Origin of the sequence: Pseudomonas koreensis (assembly GCF_024169245.1) — a bacterium.
Lineage (GTDB): Bacteria > Pseudomonadota > Gammaproteobacteria > Pseudomonadales > Pseudomonadaceae > Aquipseudomonas > Aquipseudomonas koreensis_F.
The window spans coordinates 4,426,097-4,452,322 of record NZ_JALJWP010000001.1 but is presented as its reverse complement, the minus strand read 5'-3'; the positions used below and the strand labels follow the sequence as shown (position 1 = coordinate 4,452,322).

General features: G+C 61.3%; 17 protein-coding genes and 1 tRNA gene. 11 read left to right on the top strand and 7 right to left on the bottom strand.

Translation table 11 applies throughout. The features are described from left to right. Positions 1–37: 37 nt before the first annotated feature. The 4 genes from J2Y90_RS19640 (at position 38) to J2Y90_RS19625 (ending at position 6,541) form a co-directional block, all read left to right on the top strand. Positions 38–1,690 carry a VRR-NUC domain-containing protein gene (locus tag J2Y90_RS19640; protein ID WP_253502082.1) on the top strand — a complete coding sequence of 551 codons (1,653 nt, stop codon included), beginning with the start codon at positions 38–40 and terminating at the stop codon, positions 1,688–1,690. Next, complete coding sequence (locus tag J2Y90_RS19635; RefSeq protein ID WP_253502079.1) at positions 1,687–4,017, top strand: ATP-dependent DNA helicase; 2,331 nt, start codon at positions 1,687–1,689, stop codon at positions 4,015–4,017. The genes J2Y90_RS19640 and J2Y90_RS19635 overlap by 4 nt, the downstream gene beginning before the upstream one ends. Then, entirely contained in the window at positions 4,010–5,929 is a 1,920-nt protein-coding gene (locus J2Y90_RS19630; protein ID WP_253502076.1) for a hybrid sensor histidine kinase/response regulator, read from the top strand. Before J2Y90_RS19635 ends, J2Y90_RS19630 begins: the two co-directional genes overlap by 8 nt. 78 nt (positions 5,930–6,007) lie before the next feature. Then, positions 6,008–6,541, top strand: coding sequence for a hypothetical protein (locus tag J2Y90_RS19625; RefSeq protein ID WP_253502073.1), 534 nt, complete (start codon positions 6,008–6,010; stop codon positions 6,539–6,541). 226 nt (positions 6,542–6,767) lie between these two features. Here the strand turns inward: J2Y90_RS19625 and J2Y90_RS19620 are convergent, their stop codons facing one another. The 5 genes from J2Y90_RS19620 to J2Y90_RS19600 form a co-directional block, all read right to left on the bottom strand. Next, positions 6,768–7,061, bottom strand: coding sequence for a hypothetical protein (locus tag J2Y90_RS19620; protein ID WP_253502069.1), 294 nt, complete (start codon positions 7,059–7,061; stop codon positions 6,768–6,770). Between the two features lie 184 nt (positions 7,062–7,245). Continuing rightward, positions 7,246–8,589 carry a cation:proton antiporter gene (locus J2Y90_RS19615; RefSeq protein WP_253502066.1) on the bottom strand — a complete coding sequence of 448 codons (1,344 nt, stop codon included), beginning with the start codon at positions 8,587–8,589 and terminating at the stop codon, positions 7,246–7,248. A gap of 42 nt (positions 8,590–8,631) precedes the next feature. Continuing rightward, positions 8,632–9,243: a Yip1 family protein gene (locus J2Y90_RS19610; RefSeq protein WP_253502064.1), complete on the bottom strand. Its 612-nt coding sequence runs from the start codon at positions 9,241–9,243 to the stop codon at positions 8,632–8,634. A gap of 87 nt (positions 9,244–9,330) precedes the next feature. Next, complete coding sequence (locus J2Y90_RS19605; RefSeq protein WP_253502061.1) at positions 9,331–10,188, bottom strand: glucose 1-dehydrogenase; 858 nt, start codon at positions 10,186–10,188, stop codon at positions 9,331–9,333. 208 nt (positions 10,189–10,396) lie between these two features. Then, the gene (locus J2Y90_RS19600; RefSeq protein WP_253502058.1) at positions 10,397–11,551 is read right to left on the bottom strand and encodes a MalY/PatB family protein; all 1,155 of its coding nucleotides are present in this window, start codon (positions 11,549–11,551) and stop codon (positions 10,397–10,399) included. Positions 11,552–11,839: 288 nt separating this feature from the next. On the opposite strand from J2Y90_RS19600, the gene fdnG reads away from it, so the two are divergent. The 7 genes from fdnG to J2Y90_RS19565 all read left to right on the top strand — a co-directional run bounded on the left by fdnG (position 11,840) and on the right by J2Y90_RS19565 (position 21,470). Further along, complete coding sequence (gene fdnG, locus J2Y90_RS19595; RefSeq protein ID WP_253502055.1) at positions 11,840–14,905, top strand: formate dehydrogenase-N subunit alpha; 3,066 nt, start codon at positions 11,840–11,842, stop codon at positions 14,903–14,905. Further along, positions 14,906–15,841, top strand: a complete 936-nt coding sequence (gene fdxH, locus J2Y90_RS19590; RefSeq protein ID WP_253502052.1) for a formate dehydrogenase subunit beta — start codon at positions 14,906–14,908, stop codon at positions 15,839–15,841. It begins immediately after the preceding gene. Then, complete coding sequence (locus tag J2Y90_RS19585) at positions 15,838–16,503, top strand: formate dehydrogenase subunit gamma (RefSeq protein ID WP_253502049.1); 666 nt, start codon at positions 15,838–15,840, stop codon at positions 16,501–16,503. The genes fdxH and J2Y90_RS19585 overlap by 4 nt, the downstream gene beginning before the upstream one ends. 3 nt (positions 16,504–16,506) lie before the next feature. Further along, positions 16,507–17,433, top strand: a complete 927-nt coding sequence (fdhE, locus tag J2Y90_RS19580; RefSeq protein ID WP_253502045.1) for a formate dehydrogenase accessory protein FdhE — start codon at positions 16,507–16,509, stop codon at positions 17,431–17,433. 609 nt (positions 17,434–18,042) lie between these two features. Further along, the gene (gene selA, locus J2Y90_RS19575; RefSeq protein ID WP_253502042.1) at positions 18,043–19,455 is read left to right on the top strand and encodes an L-seryl-tRNA(Sec) selenium transferase; all 1,413 of its coding nucleotides are present in this window, start codon (positions 18,043–18,045) and stop codon (positions 19,453–19,455) included. Continuing rightward, positions 19,452–21,368, top strand: coding sequence for a selenocysteine-specific translation elongation factor (selB, locus tag J2Y90_RS19570; protein ID WP_253505254.1), 1,917 nt, complete (start codon positions 19,452–19,454; stop codon positions 21,366–21,368). The genes selA and selB overlap by 4 nt, the downstream gene beginning before the upstream one ends. 6 nt (positions 21,369–21,374) lie before the next feature. After that, positions 21,375–21,470, top strand: a tRNA-Sec gene (locus J2Y90_RS19565). A 130-nt stretch (positions 21,471–21,600) separates the two neighbouring features. Here J2Y90_RS19565 and J2Y90_RS19560 read toward each other — a convergent pair. Beyond that, complete coding sequence (locus J2Y90_RS19560) at positions 21,601–25,506, bottom strand: hypothetical protein (protein WP_253502039.1); 3,906 nt, start codon at positions 25,504–25,506, stop codon at positions 21,601–21,603. 246 nt (positions 25,507–25,752) lie between these two features. Next, the gene (locus J2Y90_RS19555) at positions 25,753–26,112 is read right to left on the bottom strand and encodes a DUF6124 family protein (protein WP_253502036.1); all 360 of its coding nucleotides are present in this window, start codon (positions 26,110–26,112) and stop codon (positions 25,753–25,755) included. Positions 26,113–26,226: the final 114 nt, after the last annotated feature.

The following is a 26,226-nucleotide window of genomic DNA, read 5'->3' as shown; positions in this document are numbered from 1 at the left end:
CATAACCAGTGTTCGCTTGCCGTGGCTTTGAATTCCCGTGACCTCCAACCCTCTCGACGATCCGTTCTATTACCTCAACAACTTCCGGCAAGTGCTTGATTGGCTTGGGCTTCGTTATGCCGATGTGATGAGCGCACGCGAACACGGCTTCATCCGCGAGTTCAACACGCTGCCGCCAGCCTCGCAGGGATTGCTGGTGCGCATGGTCATGCGCAAGGGCATTCATTTTCGCGCGAGCAAACTCAATTATGTGGAGATCGGCGATATCGCCGAGGCCGCGCAACCGTTGCTCGATCACGGCTGGCTCGACGATTCCGCTGCGCTGACGCTGGCAGAACTGTTCGATGTCTTGCTCAAGGCCGAGATCCTGCAAGCCTTTGGCGCCTTCATCGAGCAACCGAAAGGCCGCAAGGACGAATGGCTGCCGCTGCTGGCTGAACAGTTCGCCGAGGCGCAAACCCTGCGCGCCTGGGCGCCGCAACTGCCTGACCGGCTGTTCAGCCTGACCCTGATGGATTTGTGCGATCGCCTGCGGCTGATGTTTTTCGGCAATCTGTATCAGGACTGGTCGGAATTCGTGCTCGCCGACCTTGGCATCTTCACCTATGAAAAAGTCGAGTTCTGCGCTGATTCCCGAGGCCTGCGCAGTCGCGAAGACGTCGACGCCTGCCTGTTCCTGCATCAGTGCCAACTGCGTTTCGAGGCGGGTGAGCCGCTGGAGGAGATCGTCGAACAGATCAACGCCGTGCAGTTCGACAACCCGTGGCTGCGCCGCCGGCAAGCCAAGGCGTTGTTCCAGATCGGCCAGTATGGCGAGCGCATCGGCGACTTTGCGCTGGCCCTGAGTGTTTACCGCGAGTGCGCTTATCCGGGCGCACGGCTGCGCATGATCCGCGTGCTCGAACGCTGCGGCGAATATGCGCTGGCGCTGGAGCTCGGCACGCTGGCCGAACAGGCGCCGCAAAGTGCCGCCGAGCAGCAGGGCTTGCAACGCATCGTCCCGCGTCTGCGGCGCAAACTTGGTGGTCCGCCGCTCAAGCGAGCCAAGGCCAGAGCTGTCGAGCGCCTGGACTTGCACTTGCCACGCGTCGATCCGACGCGGTCGGTGGAATTCCATGTGCAAGCGCACTTGCACGCCGATGACGGCCCGGTGCATTACGTCGAGAACAGCCTGATCAACTCACTGTTCGGCCTGTTGTGCTGGCCGGCGATTTTCGCGCCGGTGCCGGGCGCGTTCTTTCACCCGTTCCAGCGCGGCCCGGTCGATCTGCTCAGCGAGGATTTCCTCGAGCGTCGCGCCGAACTGTTTCAGGCGTGTCTGGACGAGCTCGACGACGGCCGCTACGCCGAGACGATCCGCCAGCGCTTCGTCGACAAATGGGGGATCCAGTCGCCGTTCGTGTTCTGGGGCGCGCTCAATGAAGCATTGCTTGAACAGGCGCTGGCCTGCCTTCCCGCTGACCACCTCAAGCACTGGTTCAAGCGCCTGCTGCTCGACATCAAGGCCAACCGCGCCGGCATGCCGGACCTGATCCAGTTCTGGCCGCAGCACAAGACCTACCGGATGATCGAAGTCAAAGGCCCCGGCGACCGCTTGCAGGACAATCAACTACGCTGGCTGGAGTTCTGCCACGAGCACCAGATGCCGGTGGCCGTGTGTTACGTGCAATGGGCGGAGCAGAGCGCTTGAGTTACAGCGTCGCCGTCCGCGCACTGTGCGAATTCACCGCCAAGACCGGCGACCTCGACCTGCGTTTCACTCCGTCACCGACTGCGCTGGAAGGCATCGTCGGCCATCGCACCGTGGCTTCGCGGCGCAGCGAGCAGTACCAGAGCGAAGTAGCGCTGCAAGGCGACTTCGGCGAATTGCGGGTCAAGGGCAGGGCGGACGGCTTCGACCCGGCGCAAAATTGCCTGGAAGAGGTCAAGACCTATCGCGGCGACCTCAGCAAGCAGCCGGCCAATCATCGCCAGTTGCACTGGGCGCAAGCAAAGATCTACGGTTGGTTGATGTGCCAGAAACTGCAACTGGAGCAGATCAATCTGGCGCTGGTGTATTTCGACATCGTCAGCGAAAAGGAAACCTGCCTGGTCGAATCCCACAGCGCCGAGTCACTCCAGACGTTTTTCGCGCAGCAGTGCGGCTTGTTCCTGCAATGGGCCGAGCAGGAAATGGCCCACCGCGAAGCGCGCAATCTGGCCGCGCAGCAACTGGCGTTCCCCCACGCGGATTTTCGTCCGGGCCAACGGCATCTGGCCGAGTCGGTGTTCAAAGCCGTCAGCACCGGGCGCTGCCTGATGGCCCAGGCGCCGACGGGCATTGGCAAAACCCTCGGCACGCTGTTTCCGATGCTCAAGGCGCTGGCGCCGCAGCAACTGGACAAGGTGTTCTTTCTCACCGCCAAGACCCCGGGGCGCAAGCTGGCGCTGGATGCCAGTCAGGTGTTGTTCAGGCAAACGCCGGACTTGCCGCTGCGGGTGATGGAAATGGTCGCCCGCGACAAGGCCTGCGAACACCCGGACAAGGCCTGTCATGGCGAATCCTGTCCGTTGGCCCAAGGCTTTTATGATCGCTTGCCCGCTGCCCGCGAAGCCGCCAGCCAGATCAACCTGCTGGATCAGGTGGCAATGCGGGAAGTCGCCGCGCAGCACAGCGTTTGCCCGTATTACCTGAGTCAGGAAATGGCCCGTTGGGCGGATGTGGTGGTTGCCGACTACAACTATTACTTCGACTTCAGTGCGCTGCTGTTCGGTCTGGCCCAGCTCAATCAGTGGAAAGTCGCGGTGCTGGCCGACGAGGCGCATAACCTGGTCGAACGCGGCCGGCAGATGTACAGCGCCAGTCTCGACCAGTTCACCCTCGGCACTGTGCGCAAAACCGCGCCGGCAGCGTTGAAAAATTCCCTGCAACGGGTCAACCGCGAATGGAACGCGCTGCATGCGCCGCAATTGGCGGCTTATCAGGCCTATGACAAAGCCCCGGACAAACTCCTGCAAGCCATTTCCCTGTGCTGCGCGGCCATTGGCGATTACCTCAACGAGCATCCGCAAGGCCTCGACAGCGGTTTGCAGAACTTCTATTTCGATCTGCTGCAATTTGCCCGGGTCGCCGAGCTGTACGACGAGCATTACCTGTTCGATATCAGCAAACGCGACCTCGACCGCAAACGTCCGCTGTCGCAACTGTGCCTGCGCAACGTGGTGCCGGCAGCGTTCATCGGCCCGCGCCTGACCGCAGCGCGCAGCAGCGTGCTGTTCTCGGCCACGCTGAGCCCGCGCAACTATTACGCCGACCTCCTTGGCACGCCCGCTGACACGGTGTGCATCGACGTCGAATCGCCGTTCAGCGCCGAGCAGTTGCAGGTGCACATCGTCAGTCAGATCTCCACCCGCTTCAACCATCGCCAGGCCTCGCTGGAGCCGATAGTCGAGCTGATCGCGCGCCAGTTCAGCGAGCGCCCAGGCAACTACCTGGCGTTTTTCAGCAGTTTCGATTACCTGCAACAAGTCGCGACGTTATTGGCCGAGCGCCATCCGCACATCACCCAGTGGTTGCAATCGCGAGGCATGGCCGAGGGCGCGCGGCAGGCGTTTCTCGACCAGTTCAGCGCCGACAGCCAGGGCGTCGGGTTTGCGGTGCTGGGCGGGGCGTTTGGCGAGGGCATCGATCTGCCCGGTGCGCGGCTGATCGGCGCGTTCATCGCCACGCTGGGGCTGGCGCAGCTCAACCCGGTCAACGAGCAGATGAAGCGGCGCATGGCCGCCATTTTTGGCGCCGGCTACGACTACACCTATTTGTACCCGGGCATGCAAAAAGTCGTACAAGCCGCCGGGCGGGTGATCCGCACCCGCGAGGATCGCGGCACGGTCATGCTCATCGACGACCGCTTTGCCGAAAGCCGCATCAAGCAGCTGCTGCCGCGCTGGTGGGCAATCAAAAGCGAACCGGCACTTTTCAAATCGACGGATTCACGCATACTTCAGCCCATGACAGTGGCTGGTGAGTGTGATGAGTGAGAACAACAGAACCGCAGCGATCGACGACAGCCGCTTCCGGCTGCTGATCGACGCGGTTGTCGACTATGCGATCTACATGATCGACCCCGACGGTACCATCACCAGTTGGAACTCCGGCGCCAAGCGTTTCAAGGGTTACGAAGAAGCGGAAATCATCGGCGAGCACTTTTCACGCTTCTACACCCCTGAAGACCGCGCCAATGGCATGCCGCAACGGGCGCTGGACACAGCGATCCGTGAAGGCCGCTTCGAAGGCGAAGGCTGGCGCGTGCGCAAGGACGGCACGCATTTCTGGTCGCATGTAGTGATCGACCCGATCATCGATCCCAGCGGCAAGCTGCTCGGTTTCGCCAAGATCACCCGCGACCTCACCGACCGCAAAATGGCCGAGGAAACTCTCAAGCAAAGCGAACAGCAGTTTCGCCTGCTGGTACAGGGCGTCACCGACTACGCGATCTACATGCTCAGCCCCGAAGGTTGCGTGAGCAACTGGAACCAGGGCGCGCAGCGGATCAAGGGGTATCTGCCGGAAGAAATCATCGGCCAGCATTTTTCGATTTTCTACACCCCCGAAGACCGTGAACTGGGCGAGCCACAGCGTTCGCTGGAGATTGCCACCCGCGAAGGCCGTTTCGAGAACCGCAGCTGGCGGATGCGCAAGGACGGCACGCGCTTTCTTGCCCACGTAGTGGTCGATGCGATACGCGGCGACACGGGCGCGCTGCTCGGCTTTGCCAAGATCACCCGCGATGTAACCGAGGCACACGAGGCGCAACTGGCGCTGGAGAAAACCCGTGAAGCGTTGTTCCAGGCGCAGAAGATGCAGGCGATCGGACAACTCAGTGGCGGCATCGCCCATGACTTCAACAACCTGCTGACAGTCATTCTCGGCAATCTCGAAATTGTGCAAAAGCGCATTGGCGACGCGCCGAAAATCGCTCGACTGCTGGAGAACGCCACTCAAGGCGCCTTGCGCGGAGTCTCGCTGACGCAACGCATGCTGGCCTTCGCCCGCCGCCAGGAACTGAAAACCGAATCGGTGGATATCGCGCAATTGGTGCAAGGCATTACCGGGCTGCTGCGCAGCTCGCTGGGGCCGGGGATTCGCATCGAAACGCGCTTTCCCGAAGATCTGCAGCCGGTGCTGGCCGACAGCAATCAACTGGAACTGGCTATCCTCAACCTCGCCACCAACGCGCGAGATGCCATGCCTGAGGGCGGCAAGGTGATCATTCAGGCACAGGCCGAAGTGGTGCTGGAACATAGTCATTCGACTTTGGCGGCGGGCCGTTATGTCTGCCTGAGCCTGATCGACACCGGCGAAGGCATGGATGAGGCGACGCTGGCCTGCGCCCGCGACCCGTTTTTCACCACTAAAGGTCTGGGCAAAGGCACCGGGCTGGGCTTGTCGATGGTGCACGGCTTCATCGAGCAGCTGGGCGGGCGCTTTATTCTCAAGAGCGAGAAGGGCCATGGCACGGCGGCCGAGTTGTGGATTCCGGTAGCCCTGGAGCGTGCGGTCAGCCGACCGGCGTATACCAATGCGGCGCCGATGGCAGTGCCGAGACTCAGTGTGTTGGTGGTCGATGATGATTCGCTGGTACTGACCAGCACCAGTCTGTTGCTCGAGGACCTCGGCCACCGCGTGATCGGCGCGACATCCGGGGCCCAGGCGCTGGCATTGTTCGATCAGGGCGAAGTGATCGATCTGCTGATCACCGACATGGCCATGCCGCAGATGAGCGGCGCGCAACTGGCCCATGCCGTGCGCATGCTCAAGCCGGATCTGCCGATCATTCTCGCCACCGGTTACGCCGAGCGGCTGGAAGGCTTCGCCGCGGAACTGCCGCGCTTGCCGAAACCGTTCACCCAGTTGAATCTGGTGCAGATCATTGCCCAGTCGATGAAGTGACGCGCTGGTCGATCCGGCTGAACTACTCCTGACGCTTGCCTTTCAAAAGGTCTTGTTCACTTTTGGAGGGCACGTCTCTTGCCTCGCATATTGACCCAGCCAAGCGCTGCTGAAGAAGCCTTGGCCGAACACGACGCCAAGATGTTTGGCTCACCCAAGGAACGGCTGGATTTCTACCGCCGGGAAATCCAGTACGAAACCAGCATCCTCGCCAACCGCACCGACGCCTATCTGGCGGCGCAGTCGTTTCTGGTGATCGCCTTCGCCTCGTGCATGGCCAACCTCAATCCGGAGTGGGGCAAGATGTTCACCCTCGTCGTGCCGCCGTTCCTGGCGATGCTCGGGGTGCTCAGTTCACTGAACGCCTGGCCCGGAATTCGTGCGGCGTACGACATCATCGATCACTGGCATTTCAAGCAGAGCCAGTTGCTGCACAGCGAGCCGCTGATGGGCGCGGCCTACGACGAATCGCCGCTGTTCAGTGAGATGGAATCGAGCCACAAGGGCTATCGCAAGTCGCTGCTGTTCTCGGTGCGCACGCCTTGGATATTTGCGACGTTCTGGGTGATGTTGGGGGTGTATGCGGTGTTTATTCAGGTGACCAATCCTTGAGGTGGGTTGGTCGGGGGTAGGTGCGGGATTTTGTGGTGTTAGTCAGATTTACCCCCTCACCCCAGCCCTCTCCCCCAAGGGGGCGAGGGGGAAAGGGAGCAGATCTCGGTTGTATTCAAAGCCTGAGTTCGGCGCGGTATTTCAGGTCGGTGTGATACGCAAGAACACCCCGGTCAGTCCCCTCTCCCTCCGGGAGAGGGCTAGGGTGAGGGGCTTTTGACTTTTATTACGCAGTTTCAAGCTCACGCCGCGTACTGACAGCATGCTGCACAGCAGTCGGAATCGGCGGGAAATCCTCATTCAGTACACACAAGTGATCAATCGCATCTTCAAATTTCGCATCGGCTTTCTTGCGCAGTGCCCGGTATTGCTCAAAGCGTTCAAAGTCGGTCGGAGTCTGCTCCAGCAGCGCATTTGCCGCTCGGTTCAGTTCGTGGGCTTCTTCGAACAGTTGACGATTGCGTTCCAGAGCCAGAGCTCTGCAAGCCTTGATTTGCGCAGGAGTCGAGCATTCGTTCATGACTGTAACCTTAATCTTGTCGGGGTTCCGTTGACCAGGCTGTTCACCGCAGGGGAACCGAACCTGCCGGGCCGCGCTGGATGATTGGCGCGGTTAAAGTTGTGACCCTTGGGGCGCGCTCGACGATCCATTTTTTTGCAGAAAAATCTTCGATGATTTCCGGCAAAACGCAGGGCTGGAAGAATCAGCTTTTTCGTTGCTTCAAGCTTTCATACCGCGCCAGCATCGGCTGCGTACTGATGCCATGCAGCAAAATGCTCAGGGCCACCACCGACAGGGTGATGTCGGTGCAGACCTTGGCCACGTCAGAATCCAGGCCATGGTTCAGGGCGAAGAACAGATAAAACAGGCTGCCGATCCCACGTATGCCGAACCAGCCGATCAACAAACGCTGCGGCCCGCTGAGCAGCTTGCCCCACGGCATCAGCGCCACACTCAACGGACGGATCACGCAGAACAGCGCGGCGCCGATCCACAGCGCACGCCAGTCCCAGTGCGCAATCAGCACGACGCCAAGCAAGGTCACCAGGAATACTTCCATCGCCCGCTCGACCAGACCGCCGAAGGCGAGCATGTCGCCCATCATGATCCCCGCCGCGACCTGGCTGTCTTCCAGCTGTTCGGTGTCGCCATGCACGGCGTTCTCCGGTTCGACGTTCTGATGGCCGACCACCGGTTGTACCAGATGCTCGGCAGGCACTTGGGTGATGCCGGTAGATTTCACTTCTTCCTGACGCAGGCCGAGGCCGGCGGCAAACACTGCAAGGAAGCCGTAGCCGCCAATGGCGTCGGCGACCACGTATGACAGCGCGATCAGCGCGAGGGTCAGGTAATCGTTGGGGCCGAGGGTGCTGTCCTCGTTGTGAATACGCAGCGACAGGGCGATGCGGCCGATGCCGCGGCCCATCCAGTAACCGGTGAGCAAACCCGCCGGCACCGCCCACAACAGACTGCGAATCACCCAGTGCTGCCACTCGCCGGCGCTGCCGTCACCGTGCAGCAACAGCAGCCCGAGAATCACGAAAGGGAAGGCCACGCCATCGTTGAGACCCGCCTCACCGGAGAGACCGAAGCGCACGCTGTCGACGTCCTGCGCATCGTTGACCTGCACCAGCGCGGCGAGCACCGGGTCGGTCGGCGCCAGCATCGCGCCGATCAGCAGCGAAGGCCCCCACGCCAATTGCAGGCCCCAGTGCAGCAACAGACATACACCGATGATGGTCAGGATCATCACCGGCCCCGCCAGGCCGAACGCAATGCGCCAGGTTTTGTTGGTCAGTGGCAAACGCAGCTTCAGCCCGCAGACGAACAAGGAAAAGAGCACCGCGACTTCCGTCAGGTGCTCCATCCACAACGACGATTCTTCCAGCGACAGTTTCAGCAGGTCGAGACCGCTGGGGCCGATCGCGATGCCCAGCAGCAGGCACACCGCTGAAGTGGTGACCGGCATCCAGCGCAACCACGACGACGTCAGGGCCAGCATCAGCAGCACGGCGCCGAGCACCGCAACCCATACGCCGAAACTCATGACGGCTCACTGCAATAAACTTTCAAGGACAGGCGCACCGGGTCAGCTCACGGTCGTGCGCAGGTACTCGGGGATGAGCACGTTGAACCACAGCAGAATCATCGACACCAGCATGGTCACCAGCACCAGCAGGCCGACGCCCCACACGCACGCCGAATACAACAGGCCCTGTTCCTTGCGCTCATGCATAAAGGTTGGCAGGCCGACAAACAGCAGGAACGTCGAATAGATCGACGCCGCGCCGAGTACCAGAATCGCCAGCCAGCGGCTCGGATACAGCCCGGCAATCCCGGCGATGAAAAACGGCGTCACCGTGTAGGCGGCAAAACCGATGCATTGATTCAGCGTCGGCCGCGCATCGAATGAACGCGACATCCAGCGAATGAAGCCGCCGATGATCGCCACGCCGGCCACAATCGTCACGTAGAGCAACACGCTCAATTGCAGCGCGCTGGCCGTGCTCAGGCGCACGTTTTCACCGACGGCGAGGCTCCAGCCGACATAGGTGGTGCCGATGAACAGGCACACGGCGGGGATCAACGCGAGTAAAAGCAGATGGGCGAGGTAGTGGCGCGGATTGGTTTCTTCTTCGCGGCGGATATCGGTCCAGGCGAAGTTGGGTTGGGTGAAGAGTCTGACGAGGGGGGCGGACATGACAACCTCCTGTTCCTGATGGCCCGTAGGCGCTTACAGGTATGGAGGGATGTCATGCCGCTCGGGTTCAGTTTTTCTGCTGCACGGTTACAGCATCGGTTTGCCGCCGGTGACGCCGTAGCGCTGACCGGTGATGTAGCTGGCTTCGTCGGAGGCCAGCAGCACGTAAATCGGTGCGACTTCCACCGGTTGGCCCGGACGGCCGAGCGGGGTGCTGCCGCCGAAGTTCTGCACTTCTTCGTCAGGCATGGTCGAGACGATCAGCGGCGTCCAGATCGGGCCAGGCGCAACGCTGTTGACGCGAATTTCCTTCGGCCCGAGCATCTGCGCCAGGCCACCGGTGAAGTTGGCGATCGCGCCTTTGGTGGTGGCGTAGGCCAGCAGGGTCGGCTTGGGCATGTCCGAGTTGACCGAGCTGGTGTTGATGATCGATGAACCGGGGCGCATGTGTTTGAGCGCCGCCTGGCAGATCCTGAACATGGCCGTGATGTTCACATCGAAGGTCATCACCCATTCGTCATCTGGAATTTCTTCGAAGTTCTCGTGGGTCATCTGGAACGCGGCGTTGTTGACCAGTATGTCGATGCGACCGAAGCGCTCGACGGTCTTGTCGACCAGCGCCTGGCACTGGGCTTTCTCGGCAATATCGCCCGGCAGCAAGATGCACTGACGCCCGGCCTGTTCGACCCAGCGTGCGGTTTCTTTGGCGTCTTCGTGTTCATTCAGATAAGCCACGGCGACATCGGCGCCCTCACGGGCGAAGGCGATCGCCACCGCGCGACCAATGCCGCTGTCGGCGCCGGTGATCAGCGCAATTTTGCCGGCGAGTCGGCCGGACCCGACGTAACTTTGCTCACCGCAGTCTGGATACGGTTCCATCTTGCGTTGCGAGCCGGGGACCGGTTGGGCTTGTTTCGGGAAGGGTGGTTTTGGATAGTCAGTCATCGCAGGGTCTCCTGATTTCAAGGCCAGTGTTCCGGGTTGACCCGGCGGGTTTGCCTTGAGTTCGATCGGATTTGCGATGGATTTCTGCTGAACACCGGTCCCACTGTAGGAGTGAGCCTGCTCGCGATAGCGGTCTGGCAGCCAGGAATATGTGACTGACAGACCGCTATCGCGAGCAGGCTCACTCCTACAGGGGATCTGTTTGAAGTCAGAGATTGCGGTTGATCAAAGCCCGCTCCATCCGCGCAATCCCTTCTTCAAGCAACGCTCGCGGGCAGCCGAAGTTCAGGCGCACGAATTGCTGATGCTGATCACCAAAATCCAGCCCGGCACTCAGCCCGACTTTGCCCTGTTCGAGGAAGAACCGCTGCGGGTCGGGCAGGTCCAGCGCCGTGCAATCGAGCCACGCCAGATAGGTGCCCTGTGGCACATTGATGCTCACGCCCGGCAGGCGCGTGCGCACGGCGTCCACCAGCCAGTCGCGGTTGCCCTGCAGATAGGTTTTCAATTCGGCGAGCCACGGCCCGGCTTCGCTGTAGGCGACGCGGGTGGCTTCCATGCCCAGCGGGTTGACGCTGTCGACCATGCCGCAGCGCGCGTGGTTGACGCGTTCGCGCAGGGCGGCGTCCTGAATGATCATGAACGAGGTTTTGAGGCCGGCGATGTTGTAGGCCTTGCTCGCCGACATCAGGGTGATCGTGCGTTTGGAAATCTCCGGGCTCAGCGAGGCGGTGGGAATGTGCACGCGGCCGTCGAAGCACAGCTCGGCGTGGATTTCGTCGGAGATGATCCACGCGTCCTGCGCTGCGCAGATGTCTGCGATGGCCTGCAATTCCTCGCGGTCGAAGACCTTGCCGATCGGGTTGTGCGGGTTGCTCAACAGCAGGGCACCGCCGCCGATCAGCGATTCACGTAGTACGTCCAGCGGCGTGGCGTAAGTGCCATCGGCCTGGGCGTTGAATTCCAGCTCGATTTTGTTCAGACCCCAATGCCCCGGCGCATGGCGCAGCGGCGGGTAGTTCGGCACTTGCACGACGACATTCTGTTGCGCCTGCACCAAGGCCTTGAGCGCCATGTTGAAGCCGGATTCCACGCCCGGCAGGAAGATCAGCTCCTGCGGCTTGACCCGCCATGCGTACTTGTTCCACAGGTCTGTGACGATGGCTTCACGCAGGTTGTCTTGGGCGACGCTGTAACCGAGCAGCGGGTGCAGCAGGCGCTGTTGCAAGGCTTCGATGATGACCGGCGGCGCGGCAAAATCCATGTCAGCAACCCACATCGGCAACACATCGGCCGGGTAGCGGCTCCACTTGGTGCTGCCGGTGTGGTGGCGGTCGAACAGCTGGTCAAAATCGAAAGTCATGCGCGGTCTCGTCAAGGCGGGATTGGTCCTGGTGGACATTCTATGCGCAACTCGGTCCCTGTAGGAGTGAGCCTGCTCGCGATAGCGGTGGGTCAGTCAGCAAATATGTCTCTGACATACCGCTATCGCGAGCAGGCTCACTCCTACAGAAACACCCGACGGTCGGTTTTCACACAATCGGCAAGGTCTTTGTCTACAGTCAAAAGGTCAGCGCCGTCGCGCTGCAACCGTGATTGTCCAGATAAAGCCCGGCGCAAGTACCGGGTTCCACCTGATCAGGAGTGCACGATGGATCTCAGCCGTCGTCAGTTCTTCAAGGTCGCCGGTATCGGCCTTGCAGGCTCAAGCCTGGGCGCGTTGGGCATGGCCCCGACGGCGGCCTTCGCCGAGCAGGTGCGCCACTTCAAGCTCGCCCACACCCGTGAAACCCGCAACACCTGCCCGTATTGCTCGGTCGGTTGCGGCTTGATCATGTACAGCCAGGGCGATGCCGGCAAGAACGTGGCGCAAAACATCATTCACATCGAAGGCGACGCCGACCACCCGGTCAATCGCGGCACCCTGTGCCCGAAAGGCGCGGGCCTGCTCGATTTCATTCACAGCCCCGGCCGCTTGCAGTACCCGCAGGTGCGCAAGCCCGGCAGCAATGAATGGACGCGCATCGACTGGGACGAAGCCCTCGATCGCATCGCCGACCTGATGAAGGCCGACCGCGACGCCAACTTCATCGAGAAAAATGACAACGGGCAAACGGTGAATCGCTGGCTGACCACCGGGTTCCTCGCGGCGTCGGCGGCCTCCAATGAAGCGGGCTACATCACCCAGAAGGTGATTCGCAGCCTCGGCCTGCTGGGGTTCGATAACCAGGCGCGTGTCTGACACGGCCCGACGGTGGCAAGTCTTGCCCCGACGTACGGCCGTGGTGCCATGACCAACACCTGGACCGATATCGCCAACGCGAATCTGATCCTGGTGATGGGCGGCAACGCAGCAGAAGCGCATCCGTGCGGCTTCAAATGGGTGACCGAGGCCAAAGCGCATAACGCCGCGCGGTTGATCGTGGTTGATCCGCGTTTTACCCGGACCGCTTCGGTGGCCGACTATTACGCGCCGATTCGCACCGGTACCGACATCGCCTTCATGGGTGGGCTGATCAATTACCTGCTGACCGAGGACAAGATCCAGCACGAATACGTGCGCAATTACACCGACGTGTCGTTCATCGTCAAAGCCGGCTATGGCTTCGAAGACGGCCTGTTCAGCGGTTATGACGCGGAAAAACGCAGCTATACCGACAAGTCCGGCTGGGGCTACGAGTTCGCCGAGGACGGTTTCGTCCGGGTTGACCCGACCCTGCAAGACCCGCGCTGCGTCTATCAGCTGATGAAGCAGCATTACAGCCGCTACAACATCGACCTGGCCAGCCAGATCTGCGGCATGCCGGTCGACGCCATGCAGAAAATCTGGGAAGAGATCGCCACTTGCTCGACACCGGGCAAGACCATGACGATTCTCTACGCCCTCGGCTGGACCCAGCACTCGATCGGCGCGCAGATCATCCGCAGCGCGGCGATGGTGCAACTGTTGCTGGGCAACGTCGGCATGCCCGGTGGTGGGGTCAACGCCTTGCGCGGGCATTCGAACATCCAGGGTCTGACTGACCTCGGCCTGCTGTCCAACGCCTTGCCCGGCTATCTCACACTGGCCAGCGACAGCGAGCAGGACTACGGCCAGTTCATCTTCAAACGCACGCAGGTGCCGCTGAGACCGGGGCAGCTCTCGTACTGGCAGAACTACAGCAAATTCCACGTCAGCCTGATGAAATCCTGGTACGGCGCCAACGCCACCGCCGAAAACAACTGGCTGTTCGACCATTTGCCAAAGCTCGACATCCCCAATTACGACGTGCTGAAAATGTTCGACCTGATGAGCCAGGGCAAGGTCAACGGCTACTTCTGCCAGGGCTTCAATCCGATCGCTGCCTTACCGGACAAGAACCGCGTAATGGGCGCATTGGCCAAGCTCAAGTGGCTGGTGGTGATGGACCCGCTGGCCACGGAGACTTCGGAGTTCTGGCAAAACGTCGGACCGTACAACGATGTCAAAACCGAGGAAATCCAGACCGAAGTGATTCGCCTGCCAACTACCTGTTTTGCCGAAGAGGACGGCTCGCTGGTCAACAGCAGCCGCTGGCTGCAATGGCACTGGAAAGGCGCGGATGGCCCCGGCGAAGCGCAGACCGACATCCGCATCATGAGCGAACTGTTCCTGCGCCTGCGCCAGCGTTATCAGACCGAGGGCGGCAAGTTTCCCGATCCGCTGCTCAAGCTGTCGTGGCCGTACAAGATCCCCGACGAGCCTTCGCCGGAGGAACTGGCGCGGGAAATCAACGGCACCGCGGTCAGCGATTTCACCGATGCCAGCGGCGTCACTGTCAAGGCCGGGGCGCAACTGGCAGGTTTCGGTTTGCTCAAGGACGACGGCAGCACCGCGTCCGGTTGCTGGATCTTCGCCGGCAGCTGGACCGAGGCCGGTAACCAGATGGCCCGGCGCGACAACGCCGATCCGTTCGGCATGCACCAGCATCAGGGCTGGGCGTGGGCATGGCCGGCCAATCGGCGGATTCTCTACAACCGCGCCTCATCGGACCCGGCGGGCAAACCGTGGGACCCGAAAAAGCGTCTGGTGTGGTGGAACGGCAAGACCTGGACCGGCACCGACGTGCCGGACTACAAGGCCGACGTGCCGCCGGAAGCCGGGATGAATCCGTTCATCATGAACCCCGAAGGCGTGGCGCGGTTCTTCGCCGTCGACAAGATGAACGAAGGGCCATTCCCCGAGCACTACGAGCCGTTCGAAACGCCGATCGGCATCAATCCGCTGCACCCGCAGAACAAGAAGGCCACCAGCAACCCGGCGGCGCGGATCTTCGATTCGGTCTGGGAAACCCTCGGTGAGGCCAAGGACTACCCGTACGCCGGCACCAGCTACCGGCTCACCGAGCATTTCCATTTCTGGAGCAAGCACTGCAAGTTGAACGCGATTGCCCAGCCCGAGCAGTTCGTGGAAATCGGCGAAGTGCTGGCGAACGAGAAGGGCATCGCTGCCGGTGATCGCGTGCGGGTCAGCTGCAAGCGCGGCTTTATCGAAGCGGTCGCGGTGGTGACCAAACGCATCCGGCCGCTGCAGGTCAACGGCCAGGTCGTGCATCAGATCGGCATCCCGCTGCATTGGGGGTTCACCGGGCTGACGCGCCACGGTTACCTGACCAACACACTGGTGCCGTTCCTCGGCGATGGCAACACTCAGACCCCGGAATCCAAGTCATTCCTGGTCAACGTGGAGAAACTGTAAATGGCCAGCCAAGACATCATTGCCCGCTCGGCCACCACTACCGTGCCGCCGTCGGTGAGGACTCAGCAGGGCGTGGCCAAGCTGATCGACACCACCAAATGCATCGGCTGCAAGGCTTGCCAGGTCGCCTGCTCGGAATGGAACGAGCTGCGCGACGAGGTCGGTCACAACCACGGCACCTATGACAATCCGCAGGACCTGACGGCGGACTCATGGACGCTGATGCGCTTCACCGAGCACGAAACCGACGCCGGCAACCTCGAATGGCTGATCCGCAAGGACGGCTGCATGCACTGCGCCGAGCCCGGTTGTCTGGCCGCGTGTCCGAGCCCCGGCGCGATCATTCAGCATGCCAACGGCATCGTCGATTTCGATCAGGACCACTGCATCGGTTGCGGCTATTGCATCACCGGTTGCCCGTTCAACATCCCGCGCATTTCGCAAAAGGATCACAAGGCCTACAAATGCACGCTGTGTTCCGATCGGGTGGCGGTGGGGCTGGAGCCGGCCTGCGTGAAAACCTGCCCGACCGGCGCCATCGTTTTCGGCACCAAGGAAGACATGAAGGAGCACGCCGCCGAACGCATCGTCGACCTGAAAAGCCGTGGTTTTGAAAACGCCGGTCTGTACGACCCCGCCGGCGTCGGCGGCACCCACGTGATGTACGTGCTGCATCACGCCGACACGCCGAAAATCTACGCCGGGCTGCCGGATCACCCGGCGATCAGTCCGCTGGTGGATTTGTGGAAAGGCATCAGCAAACCCCTCGGCCTGCTGGCGATGGGTGCGGCGGTGCTGGCCGGGTTCTCCCATTACGTGCGCATCGGCCCGAATCGTGTCGAGGAGGATGAACTTCCACCAGCGCCCGACACCTCGGTGCACGTGGTCGATCCGGCGGTGCACACCTTCGATCCACGCGGGGAGGAGCGGCCATGAGCAACAAGACGATCCTGCGTTACAGCGCCAACCAGCGCAGCAATCACTGGCTGGTGGCGATCCTGTTCTTCATGGCCGGGCTGTCCGGGCTGGCGCTGTTTCATCCGTCGTTATTCTGGCTGAGCCACCTGTTCGGCGGCGGCACCTGGACGCGCATCCTGCACCCGTACATGGGCATCGCCATGTTCGTGCTGTTTCTCGGCCTGGTGTTCAGCTTCTGGCGCACCAACTTCTTTATCGCCAATGACCGGCAATGGTTGCGGCGGATCAATCGGGTGATGGTCAACGACGAAGAAAGCGTGCCGCCGGTGGGCAAATACAACGCCGGGCAGAAGCTGCTGTTCTGGACTTTACTGCTGTGCATGCTCGCGTTGCTGTTCACCGGGCTGGTGATCTGGCGCGCATGGTTCAGCGCGTATTTCGGCATCACCACGATCCGTTGGGCGATGCTGCTGCATGCGCTGGCCGGGTTCGTGCTGGTGCTGAGCATCATCGTGCACATCTACGCCGGCTTGTGGATCAAGGGTTCGGTCGACGCCATGTTGCATGGCTGGGTCAGCCGGCCGTGGGCGAGAAAACACCATGAACTGTGGTACCGCGAGGTGACCCGCGACGAACAGCCTCGGGACGTGCCCGAGCGACCGCTGACGAAAAAGGGCTGACTTTTGCCAAGCATTCTTGAACCTGGGGAAATCGAGGCGGCGGCCAGTTCGCCGCCATTTCTGTACCTGCCACCGCGTAACCTGTTTGCCCTGCGCGCCGAGCGCCTGGAGCGTCTGGCCGAGGGCAATGGGTTGGCGGATTATCTGCGGCTGATGGCCGGGTTGTGCCGGGCGCAGCAGCAGGTCTTCGACGATCCGCCGCTCACCGCGCCGTTTGATGCGCAGCGTTTCGAAGCCTGTCAGCAACACGGTCTGCCACCATTCGCGGCAGACACCTTGGTGCGCGAAGATGCCTGGCAGCCGTGGCTCGATGCCTTGCTGCAGCGCTATGCGCCAGCGGATCAGCCAGCGGTGATCGACGCGCTGGACACTCTGCGCGCCGCCAGTCCCGGCCAGTTGCGCGCGTGGGCGGTGGCGTTGGTCAGCGGTCAGTATTCGCTGGTGCCGGCGGCGCTGGTGCCGTTTCTCGGCGCGGCGCTGCAAACCGCGTGGAGCCACTGGCTGCTCAGCGTGCCGAATCTGCAACTCAAACCCGGCGACAGCCTCAGCCAATGCCCGGCCTGCGGTTCTCCGGCCATGGCCGGGGTGATTCGTCATCGCGGCAAGCACAACGGTTTGCGTTATCTGGTGTGCTCGCTGTGCGCCTGCGAATGGCATGTGGTGCGGGTCAAGTGCGTGTATTGCGAACAGAGCAAGGGCCTTGAGTACCTGAGCCAGGAAGACGACCGGCACAGCGCCGAGCAGGCGCCACTGCGCGCTGAAGTCTGCCCGAGCTGCAACAGCTACCTGAAATTGCTCTACCTGGAGAACGACGCCGAGGCCGAGGCATTGTCAGCGGATCTCGGCAGTTTGCTGCTGGACATGCGTCTGGCCCAGGACGGCTATCAGCGTCTGGCACCCAATCTCCTGTTGGCGCCGGGAGACGAATGACGAGAGCAAAACTGTGGGATTCCAAGCCAGCTCCCACAGATGTTGTGCCAGACCACAAAGCCCGGTCAGCCCCAAATCCCCTGTAGGAGTGAGCCTGCTCGCGATTGCGGTGGGCAGTCACGAAGGAGTTGGCTGAAAAGACGCCATCGCGAGCAGGCTCACTCCTACACTGTTTTGTGGTGACCACCAATCTTCATTCCACCCCGAATCCCTGTGGGAGCGAGCCTGCTCGCGAAGGCGGCGTTTCAGTCACATCATCTCCCACAGATGTTGTGCCGGACCACAAAGCCCGGTCAGCCCCAAATCCCCTGTAGGAGTGAGCCTGCTCGCGATTGCGGTGGGTCAGTCACAAAGAAGTCGGCTGACAAGACGTCATCGCGAGCAGGCTCACTCCTACACTGTTTTGTGGTGACCACCAAGCTTCATTCCACCCCGAATCCCTGTAGGAGCGAGCCTGCTCGCGAAGACGGCGGGTCAGCCATATCCACATTAGCTGACACACCGCGTTCGCGAACAAGCTCGCTCCCACAGTGCGTCTACACTTCTGAAACCCTTGTGGGAGGGAGCTTGTTCCGCGAGGGGCTGTCTCAGTCGAATCAGGAGTGGCTGATGTCTTCCAGCGTTGCCCTGCGGTTGCCGTCCATTGACGGGTTGTTGCGTCACCCGGCGTGCGCGCCGTTGGCCGAGCGTTACGGCCGGGATTCGTTGCTGACTGGCCTGCGTCAGTTGCTCGATGAGCTAAGGCCTGACGTGTTGAGCGGGCAATTGTCCGCCGTTGAAATCGCCGCCGAAGTGCTCGCCGGCCGCGTCGGCGAACGCTTGGCGCAACAGCAGCGCAGTCAGGTTCGCCGGGTGTTCAATCTCACCGGCACGGTGCTGCACACCAATCTCGGGCGCGCCTTGCTGCCCGACGCAGCCATCGAAGCGGTGCAGATGGCCGCACGCTATCCGCTCAATCTCGAATTCGATCTGGCCAGCGGCAAGCGCGGTGATCGCGATGACCTGGTCGAGGGCCTGATCCGTGAACTGACCGGCGCCGAAGCCGTGACCGTGGTCAACAACAATGCCGCCGCCGTGCTGCTCACCCTCAACAGCCTCGGCGCGCGCAAGGAAGGCATCATCTCGCGCGGTGAACTGATCGAGATCGGCGGCGCCTTCCGCATCCCCGACATCATGGCCCGCGCCGGCGTGCGCCTGCATGAAGTCGGCACCACCAACCGCACCCACGCCCGTGACTACGAAGCGGCCATTTGCCCGCGCAGCGGTTTGATCATGCGCGTGCACGCCAGCAATTACAGCATCGAAGGTTTCACTGCACGGGTGCCAACCGCAGAGCTGGCCGAGCTGGCGCACGCCCATGGCTTGCCGTTGCTGGAGGATCTGGGCAGCGGCAGCCTGCTCGATTTGACCCGCTGGGGCTTGCCGGCGGAACCAACGGTGCGGCAGGCGTTGCTGGATGGTGCTGACATCGTCACCTTCAGCGGCGACAAATTACTCGGCGGGCCACAGGCCGGGTTGATTGTCGGGCGCAAAGAGCTGATCGCGAAGATCAAGAAGAATCCATTGAAGCGCGCGCTGCGGGTCGACAAGCTGACCTTGGCGGCGCTGGAAGCGGTGCTCGGGTTGTATCGCGATCCTGATCGCCTCGCTGAACGTCTGCCGAGTCTGCGGCTGTTGACCCGTCCGCAAGCCGACATCTTCGCTCAGGCTTTACGCTTGCAGCCCTTGCTGGCTGAAATCCTGGGGTCGGTCTGGCAGGTCAATGCGATCGAGGCCTTGGGCATGATCGGCAGCGGCAGCCAACCGGTGGCGCGCTTGCCGAGCGCGGCGCTGTGTTGTCGCCCGCAGGTGTCCAAGCGCTGGCGCGGGCGTTATCTGCTCAATCTCGAAGCGGCGTTGCGCGGTTTGCCGATCCCGGTGCTCGGGCGTATCGACGACGATGCGCTGTGGCTGGATCTGCGTCAGCTTGACGATGAGCCAGCATGGCTGGCGCAGTTACCGCAATTGCAGGTCGACCGGTGATCGTCGGCACGGCGGGGCACATCGACCACGGCAAGACCTCGCTGTTGCAGGCGCTGACAGGGCAAAACGGCGACCGCCGCCCGCAGGAGCGCGAACGCGGGATGACCATCGATCTTGGCTATCTGTATGCCGAACTGGAACCGGGCGCCGGGCTGACCGGGTTTATCGACGTGCCCGGTCACGAGAAATTCACCCACAACATGCTTGCCGGCGCGCAGGGCATCGATCTGGTGTTACTGGTGGTCGCGGCCGACGACGGCGTGATGCCGCAGACCCGCGAACATCTGGCGATCGTCGAGCTGCTCGGCATTCCCCGCGCGCTGGTGGCGATCACCAAATGCGACCGCGCCGGAGCGGGCAGGGTGGAAGAGGTGCAGCGCCAGGTACTCGATCTGCTCGCGCCCGGGCCGTTTGCCGACGCGCCGATGTTCACCGTGTCGAGTGTGAGTGGGCAGGGTGTCGACGAACTGCGGGCGGCGTTGTTGCAAGCGCAAAAAGAAGTGCAGGCGCGCAGTGGCGAGGGCGGCTTTCGCTTGGCGATTGATCGTGCATTCAGCGTGGCTGGGGCGGGGATTGTGGTCACGGGCACCGCGCTGTCGGGCACGGTAGCGGTGGGCGACAAACTGGTTCTGGCGCCTGCGGGCAAATCGGTACGCATCCGTGGACTGCACGCGCAAAACCAGGCCGCTGAACGGGCCTTCGCTGGCCAACGCGTGGCGCTGAACCTCAGCGGCGAGCGTCTGGAACTGGCGCAGATCCACCGTGGCCAATGGCTGCTGGCGGACTGGCTGCACGCCCCGACCCAGCGCATCGACATTGACTTTCAGCTGTTGCCCGGCGAGCGCACCTTCGAACACTTTCACCCGGTGCACCTGCACCTCGGCACCCAAGACGTGATCGCCCGCGTCGCCTTGTTGCAAGGCCCACGCCTGAGCCCCGGCGAGCGCATGTTCGCGCAACTGCTGATCAACGCGCCGGTGCACGGGGTGAAGGGCGATCGGCTGATCCTGCGCGACGCCAGCGCCCAGCGCACCCTCGGGGGCGGCGTCGTCCTCGATCCGTTCGCCCCGACCCGCCAGCGCCGCAGCCCGGAACGCCTCGCGCAACTGCAAACCCTGGCCCTCAGCGTCAGCCTCGAACAGGCCCTGCCAGCACTGCTCAACCACAGCCCCGGCGGCCTCGACCCACAACGCCTCGAACGTCAGTTCAATCGCCCGCGCGCGCAGTGGTCGCTGGCAGAGAACATCCGCCTGATCGACACCCGCCAAGGCCCGCTGCTGTTCAACGTGCAGCGCTGGGGGCAGTTGAAATTCACCTTGCTCGAGCAACTGGCCCGATTCCACGAACAGGAACCCGACCAGATGGGGCCTGACCGCGATCGCCTGCGACGCTTCAGCGCGCTGGCACTGGAACGCTCGACCTTCATCAGCCTGCTCGACGAACTGCTCCACGCCGGCTCGATCCTCGCCAGCGGTCCCTGGCTGCACCTACCCGATCATCAAGTGCGCCTGAATGCCGACGACGAAATCCTCTGGCAGCAATTACAGCCGTTATACGAACAGGCCGGTTTCGACCCACCCTGGGTGCGCGACGCAGCAAAAATGCTCGGCGAAGAAGACGCCAGCGTGCGCCTGCTGCTGCGCAAACTGGCACGGCTGGGCCTGATGCACCAGGTGGTGCGCGACCTGTTCATCAGCGACATCGCCCTGCGGCAAATGGCGGCGCTGCTGCTGAAAATCGCCGAAGAAAATCCAGCGATTGAGGTGACAACCTTCCGTGATGCGCTAGGCTTGGGACGCAAACGCTGTATTCAGTATCTGGAATATTTCGACCGACTCGGCCTGACCCGCCGCCTCGGCGAATCCCGCCAGATCCGCCGCGACAACGCGCTGGCTCACGCCGACGCGCAATGAGTTCAAGGAAGGCAATCGCGCCCGGTGGCGCGGCCGGGCTTCAAACCCGGTTGGGGACGGCATCCGTTCCCGGGCAGGTTCGACTCCGGCTGCCTTCCGCCATCACTCAAAAATCAAAAGATCGCAACCTCTCGGCAGCTCCTGTTCCGATCCCTGTAGGAGCTGCCATAGGCTGCGATCTTTTGATTGTGAATGCCAGAGAAACGTAGTCTGGCCCGGTTTAGTTGCTTCGTTACACGTCGTTTGTGCAGAATATCCAGTTAATCAGGATACTTGAGAAGTGTAGGTTTTTTGCAGGGAAAAGCCTTATTTCCACGCTGTCGAATGATAATCCGCCCAGCAGTTTAATAGTAATCTCTCGCCACAAACCTGCATCGCCATTGATATTGTATTGATGAACAAGCTCTGTGCCATTGAAAAAGTCAATGCGTACCAGTACTCCTGTTATAACTGGCGGGCCTTGATTTAATCTTGGTGACCAGCACAGGCAATGAAATTTGAGAAGTTTGAAGGTTCTTCCTTTAAACCCGATCACCATTTTTACCTCACCAACATTTGGAGAGGAGTTCAATAAGTCTCTCGCCCACATGTTTGATGTTCCGCTAATATTCACTCTTGTAACATTGATTTTTTCAAAATGGCGTGTTTCACCATCTCTATATTCTGTATTGGGGCCGAAGTTATCAACATAAAGATCTTTAGGAACAACTTTCAGGGTGCGTATGTTTGAATGAACTGTGCCGCTGTGATATCGAGATTGAGCATACAAACGCCGTGCGCCCAGCGGCACGATGATCGGGTGCTCCCAGCTACCCGCCGCATCGGCGGTCGCCGTTCCTTTGAATTCCGCACTCGGCTCACTGCCCTCGAAAATATCCACTTGCTGGCCTATGCTGGCGGTGCCTTGAAGTTTGAGCGTGGTACTTTCGGTCGTGTAGTTGTCAGGAATGTCTGCGCCTGTATCGTCCAGCACTTTGTCGAGCGTTGGAACAATGACTGCAGTGACGGTCAACGTCCTGACCGCCGACACCGGCTCCGTGCCGTACAACGCCTTGGCCTTGAAGTTGTGCACTGTCAGGCTCAGGTCTTTCACTTCCAGTTCCCACTTGCCAGTGGAGCCACTCACCTGCGCTCTGCCTTTCGAAGTCGCCTCATCAAAAATCTCGACATACAAGCGTGACGTCGCGGTGCCGGTAAGCTTGATGTTGGGGTCGAGGGTAACGGTGTTATTGGGTATTTCCGCTCCTTTGGAGTCCTGCACCGAGGTAATGACAGGTGTCAGTACACTCGAATACGTGAAGGTTCTGCCGACTGATTCCTGGCCGGTGCCGTAATCCGCTTTGGCCTTGAATGTGCGAGTTCCAATGGCGGCCAGCGTGGCGGTATATTTCCAGGTGCCGGTGCCGTCGACCGGATGTTTGCCCTTTGACGCGGCGCCTTCGAATATCTCGACCTGCTGATTGCGCGCGGCGGAACCGGTCAAGGTCACGACGGGATCGACCGTACCACCGCTGTGCACAATTTCTGCGCCTTTGGAGTCCTTCACCGAGGTGATGGCGGGTTTCACATCCTCGACGGCTTTGACGGTATAGACGCGATCCGGGAACACCACAGCATTTTCTTCATTAATACTGCCGTCAAAGGTGACTTTGAACGCAATGGTCAGTGTCGATTTATCTTTAAGGCCACGCAGCTCGCTGACGGGCGTTGAAGGGTACGGCCCAACGATTACGCCATTACCGTATAGGGTTTGTCCGGCATAGGTCGTTTTTCTGTATTCAGAGTTATCGTCGTTGGTACCAAAGTAGCGCAACCAGAGTTTCTGATTTGCTGCGATCAACAGCCATGTTGGCACGCGAGTAAAAGCATTATTGGCCAGGATGGTCACATCCAGCTCGTTATCGGGAGCGCCATCAATGGTTGCTTTGGGTAGCCGTGAGTCCCCGTTCTGAATGGGCAGCACCGCCAACAGTCGAGGCCTGGAATCCTTCGGCTCGGTCGTGCCACGGGTCACCGTGTAGCTCACCGTCACCGGTTTACCCAAGTTGAAGGCGATCACCTTTTTATCAAGAGCAATCTCCTGCTGGCCCAACGCAGTCACCGGCCATGGATCGGTGGTGTGCGAGCCTTCAGTCGGGGTTCCCGGTGCGCCATTCCAGGTGACGATGATCTTGTCATCCAACAGCATGCCGTCGTAATCGATCACAGCGGTCAGGGTGTTCTGAGCGGCAAACGGGTCGAGGCTGGTGTCGTTCGGTGCTTCCTTGATCTTCGGCTCTTTCAGATCCAGCGCCACCCCAACACTGAACGTCAGCGAATTGGAGTAACTCGTCCCGCCCGCCGCGCGTTTGATCTCGTACCTGGCCTCGACCGTTCCGCCTTCATTGCCCTTGATCACTGCGGCCGGGATCGGGAACGGTACTCGCTGGCCGGCGGTGAATTCGTTCAGCTTGATCGAGTTGGGGTATTCGCCGGTGATCGAGCCGATCCAGAACATGAACACTTCGTCACCGCTGACCGTTTCCGTGTACACCACGGTCAGGGTGGTGCCGGCGGTGTCGGCTGGCAGGACGCCGTTCACCACGCCGGCCACTTCCGGTTCGGGCAGTTCCAGGCGGGGTTCGCCGATTTGCAGGATTTCAGTGTGGATCGACTCGCGAATGGCCCGGGTGGCCTCGTACGGGTTGAGCGTGGCGAGCACCGCTTCGGCGATCAATTGCTGATAGTAGAACTCCGCCGTGCCGCCGTTGACCGGGGCCAGGTGTTTGCCGTCGATGTTGTACAGCAGCGGTTTCGCGTCGACGACGTCGTTACGGGTGATAAGGCGCGTCGGCAGGTCAGGCAGGTAGGGCTTGAGGTCGGACCTGGTGCCGAGCATGAATATCTTGAGGACCTGGCCTTGGGCAAAGGATTTGTCGAAGGGGATCTCGAGGCGAATCTGAGGCAGTGCGGGGTCCAGCGCTCCGGAGTCCTCGTCCAGCATGATCGGTGCGGCCAGTCGCTGGACTTCGCCGATGGCGCGGATGAACTGGCTTTTGGAGTGCAGATGGGGAGGGCTGTCGGCTTTTTTCACGCTGCAGGACAAGGAGAATGTTTTCGTTGCCAGCTGCATCAGCGCTGCGTTGGGCAGTTCGAGTTCGACCACACTCGGCAGGTTGTCCAGCGGTTTGCTTTCCACGTTGAAGTCAATCGGTGCGCCCTCGGTCGGCGTGCCTTTGACCCGCACAATGATGATGTCGCCCAGTTCGAATTCCGACTTCGAGGTGGGGACTTGTGCCGTCCCCGGCTTGCCCGCGAGGGCGTCCAGATCCAGCTCATTGTTTTTGGCTTCCTTGAGCATCGGGGCGTCCAGCCGGGTCGCATCGACGGCCACCACCACACGCTGTTCGGGGCTCCAGTCTTCGGAGCGATTGAGCACCTTGTCATACACCTCGAACGCCACGGCCACACCGGGAAAATCCGCATCACCGGCCTCGCGGATGATCGCTTCGGTAATGGTCACGATGATCGGCGCCTTGCCTTCAGCCTGTTCCTGAGTCAGCGGCTCACTGAGTACAAAGATCCCGCCCCAGCTGATGCGACCGACGTCGCCCGCCGCCGCGTACGGGTAGGGCGCTGTGCCATCGGTCTTGCCCAGGGTGATCGGCACGCCAGCGGCGACGTTGTCCTTGTGGATGCCGCCGTCAACGATGTCCTCGGGAATTGTCATGATCAGCTTGGAATGCCCGATTTCACCATTGTCATCGTGCCCGCCCGGGCGCGTGAGCTTGACCAGCACCTGCATCACTTCGGAGGCTTGATCCGCGCCGCCCAGCGGCTTGACCACATAGGACACCGCGAACGAGCCATCGACCATGTGCCGGGAAGGCACGAACATGCGCAGTTGGCTGCCGACCTCGGTCTTGTCGACGGTTTCCACCCAGACGTTCTGCCCGGTGCCCCAAAAGATCGTCAACTTGTCGCCAACCGCCATGTTCCCCCACGGCCCCGCCTGGCACAGCAAGCCATTAAGCGGAAAGTTGCCCAGCGCGGCCGCGATGTTGATACCCCAGATATCGGGATCCTTCGACACCGGTTCTTTGCTGCGCCCGGGGATGTCAAGTTCCTTGAGCAGCAGGGGGCTGTTGGGGTTGGGCATGGCGCTGACTCTGGGGGAAAGGGACAGCCTGAGTTAACGCGCGTTGAAGGGATTGCGCACCTGTCAGAGTTGACAGGTGCGCAGGGGTATCCGACGAGCGGTCGCCTTCACAAGCGGGCTCGCTTGCGCAGGCCAGCGGTGTCAATAAGCAGCTTTGTGATCGACACCGATTCCTGTGGGAGCGGGCTTGCCCGCGAAGGCTTCAGCCGCTCCAGCACATCAGTCATGACGTGTCACAGAGGCCCGCTACTGCGGCATCTCCAGATTATCCAGCACCCGATTCACCGCCAATTCTCCAAGCATGATCAGTTGCGCGATCCCCATCAGCGTCCGACGCTGCGACGGTTTCACCAGTCCGGCGAATTCCTGGGCGATGGTTTTGGCCGAGGCGAGGGTTTCGCAGGCGTTGGCCAGCAGGTCTTCATTTTTGGTGTCGGCGGTGACGGCGTACATCGCGCGGGGGCTATAGGGCGGTGGCGTGGATCCGGGTGGACAGAGATAGTGGTCGAGGGCGCGGTCGGCGGCTTCGTGGAGTTTTTTTGAGTCGAGGGATTCGTAGGGGGAGGTGGGGTCGGTTTCGGGCGGGTTGGGTGTTGGTTTGATCATGGTGAGACTCCGTGGTTGATTTAGCCGCCACGGCTCATCGCTAAACAAGTAAAGGTGGCGGCTGTACGCAGGTTAGCGATCCGGGTCACAGAAACCCCGGGTAGACCCTAAGGT

Bases quoted from the DNA above. Each gene is read 5' to 3' on its own strand.
- J2Y90_RS19600 (WP_253502058.1), bottom strand. From the start codon at position 11,551: ATGACTTTCGATTTTGACCAGCTGTTCGACCGCCACCACACCGGCAGC.
- fdxH (WP_253502052.1), top strand. From the start codon at position 14,906: ATGGCCAGCCAAGACATCATTGCCCGCTCGGCCACCACTACCGTGCCG.
- J2Y90_RS19630 (WP_253502076.1), top strand. From the start codon at position 4,010: ATGAGTGAGAACAACAGAACCGCAGCGATCGACGACAGCCGCTTCCGG.
- J2Y90_RS19620 (WP_253502069.1), bottom strand. From the start codon at position 7,061: ATGAACGAATGCTCGACTCCTGCGCAAATCAAGGCTTGCAGAGCTCTG.
- J2Y90_RS19560 (WP_253502039.1), bottom strand. From the start codon at position 25,506: ATGCCCAACCCCAACAGCCCCCTGCTGCTCAAGGAACTTGACATCCCC.
- selA (WP_253502042.1), top strand. From the start codon at position 18,043: ATGTCTTCCAGCGTTGCCCTGCGGTTGCCGTCCATTGACGGGTTGTTG.
- J2Y90_RS19555 (WP_253502036.1), bottom strand. From the start codon at position 26,112: ATGATCAAACCAACACCCAACCCGCCCGAAACCGACCCCACCTCCCCC.
- J2Y90_RS19605 (WP_253502061.1), bottom strand. From the start codon at position 10,188: ATGACTGACTATCCAAAACCACCCTTCCCGAAACAAGCCCAACCGGTC.
- J2Y90_RS19585 (WP_253502049.1), top strand. From the start codon at position 15,838: ATGAGCAACAAGACGATCCTGCGTTACAGCGCCAACCAGCGCAGCAAT.
- J2Y90_RS19615 (WP_253502066.1), bottom strand. From the start codon at position 8,589: ATGAGTTTCGGCGTATGGGTTGCGGTGCTCGGCGCCGTGCTGCTGATG.
- J2Y90_RS19610 (WP_253502064.1), bottom strand. From the start codon at position 9,243: ATGTCCGCCCCCCTCGTCAGACTCTTCACCCAACCCAACTTCGCCTGG.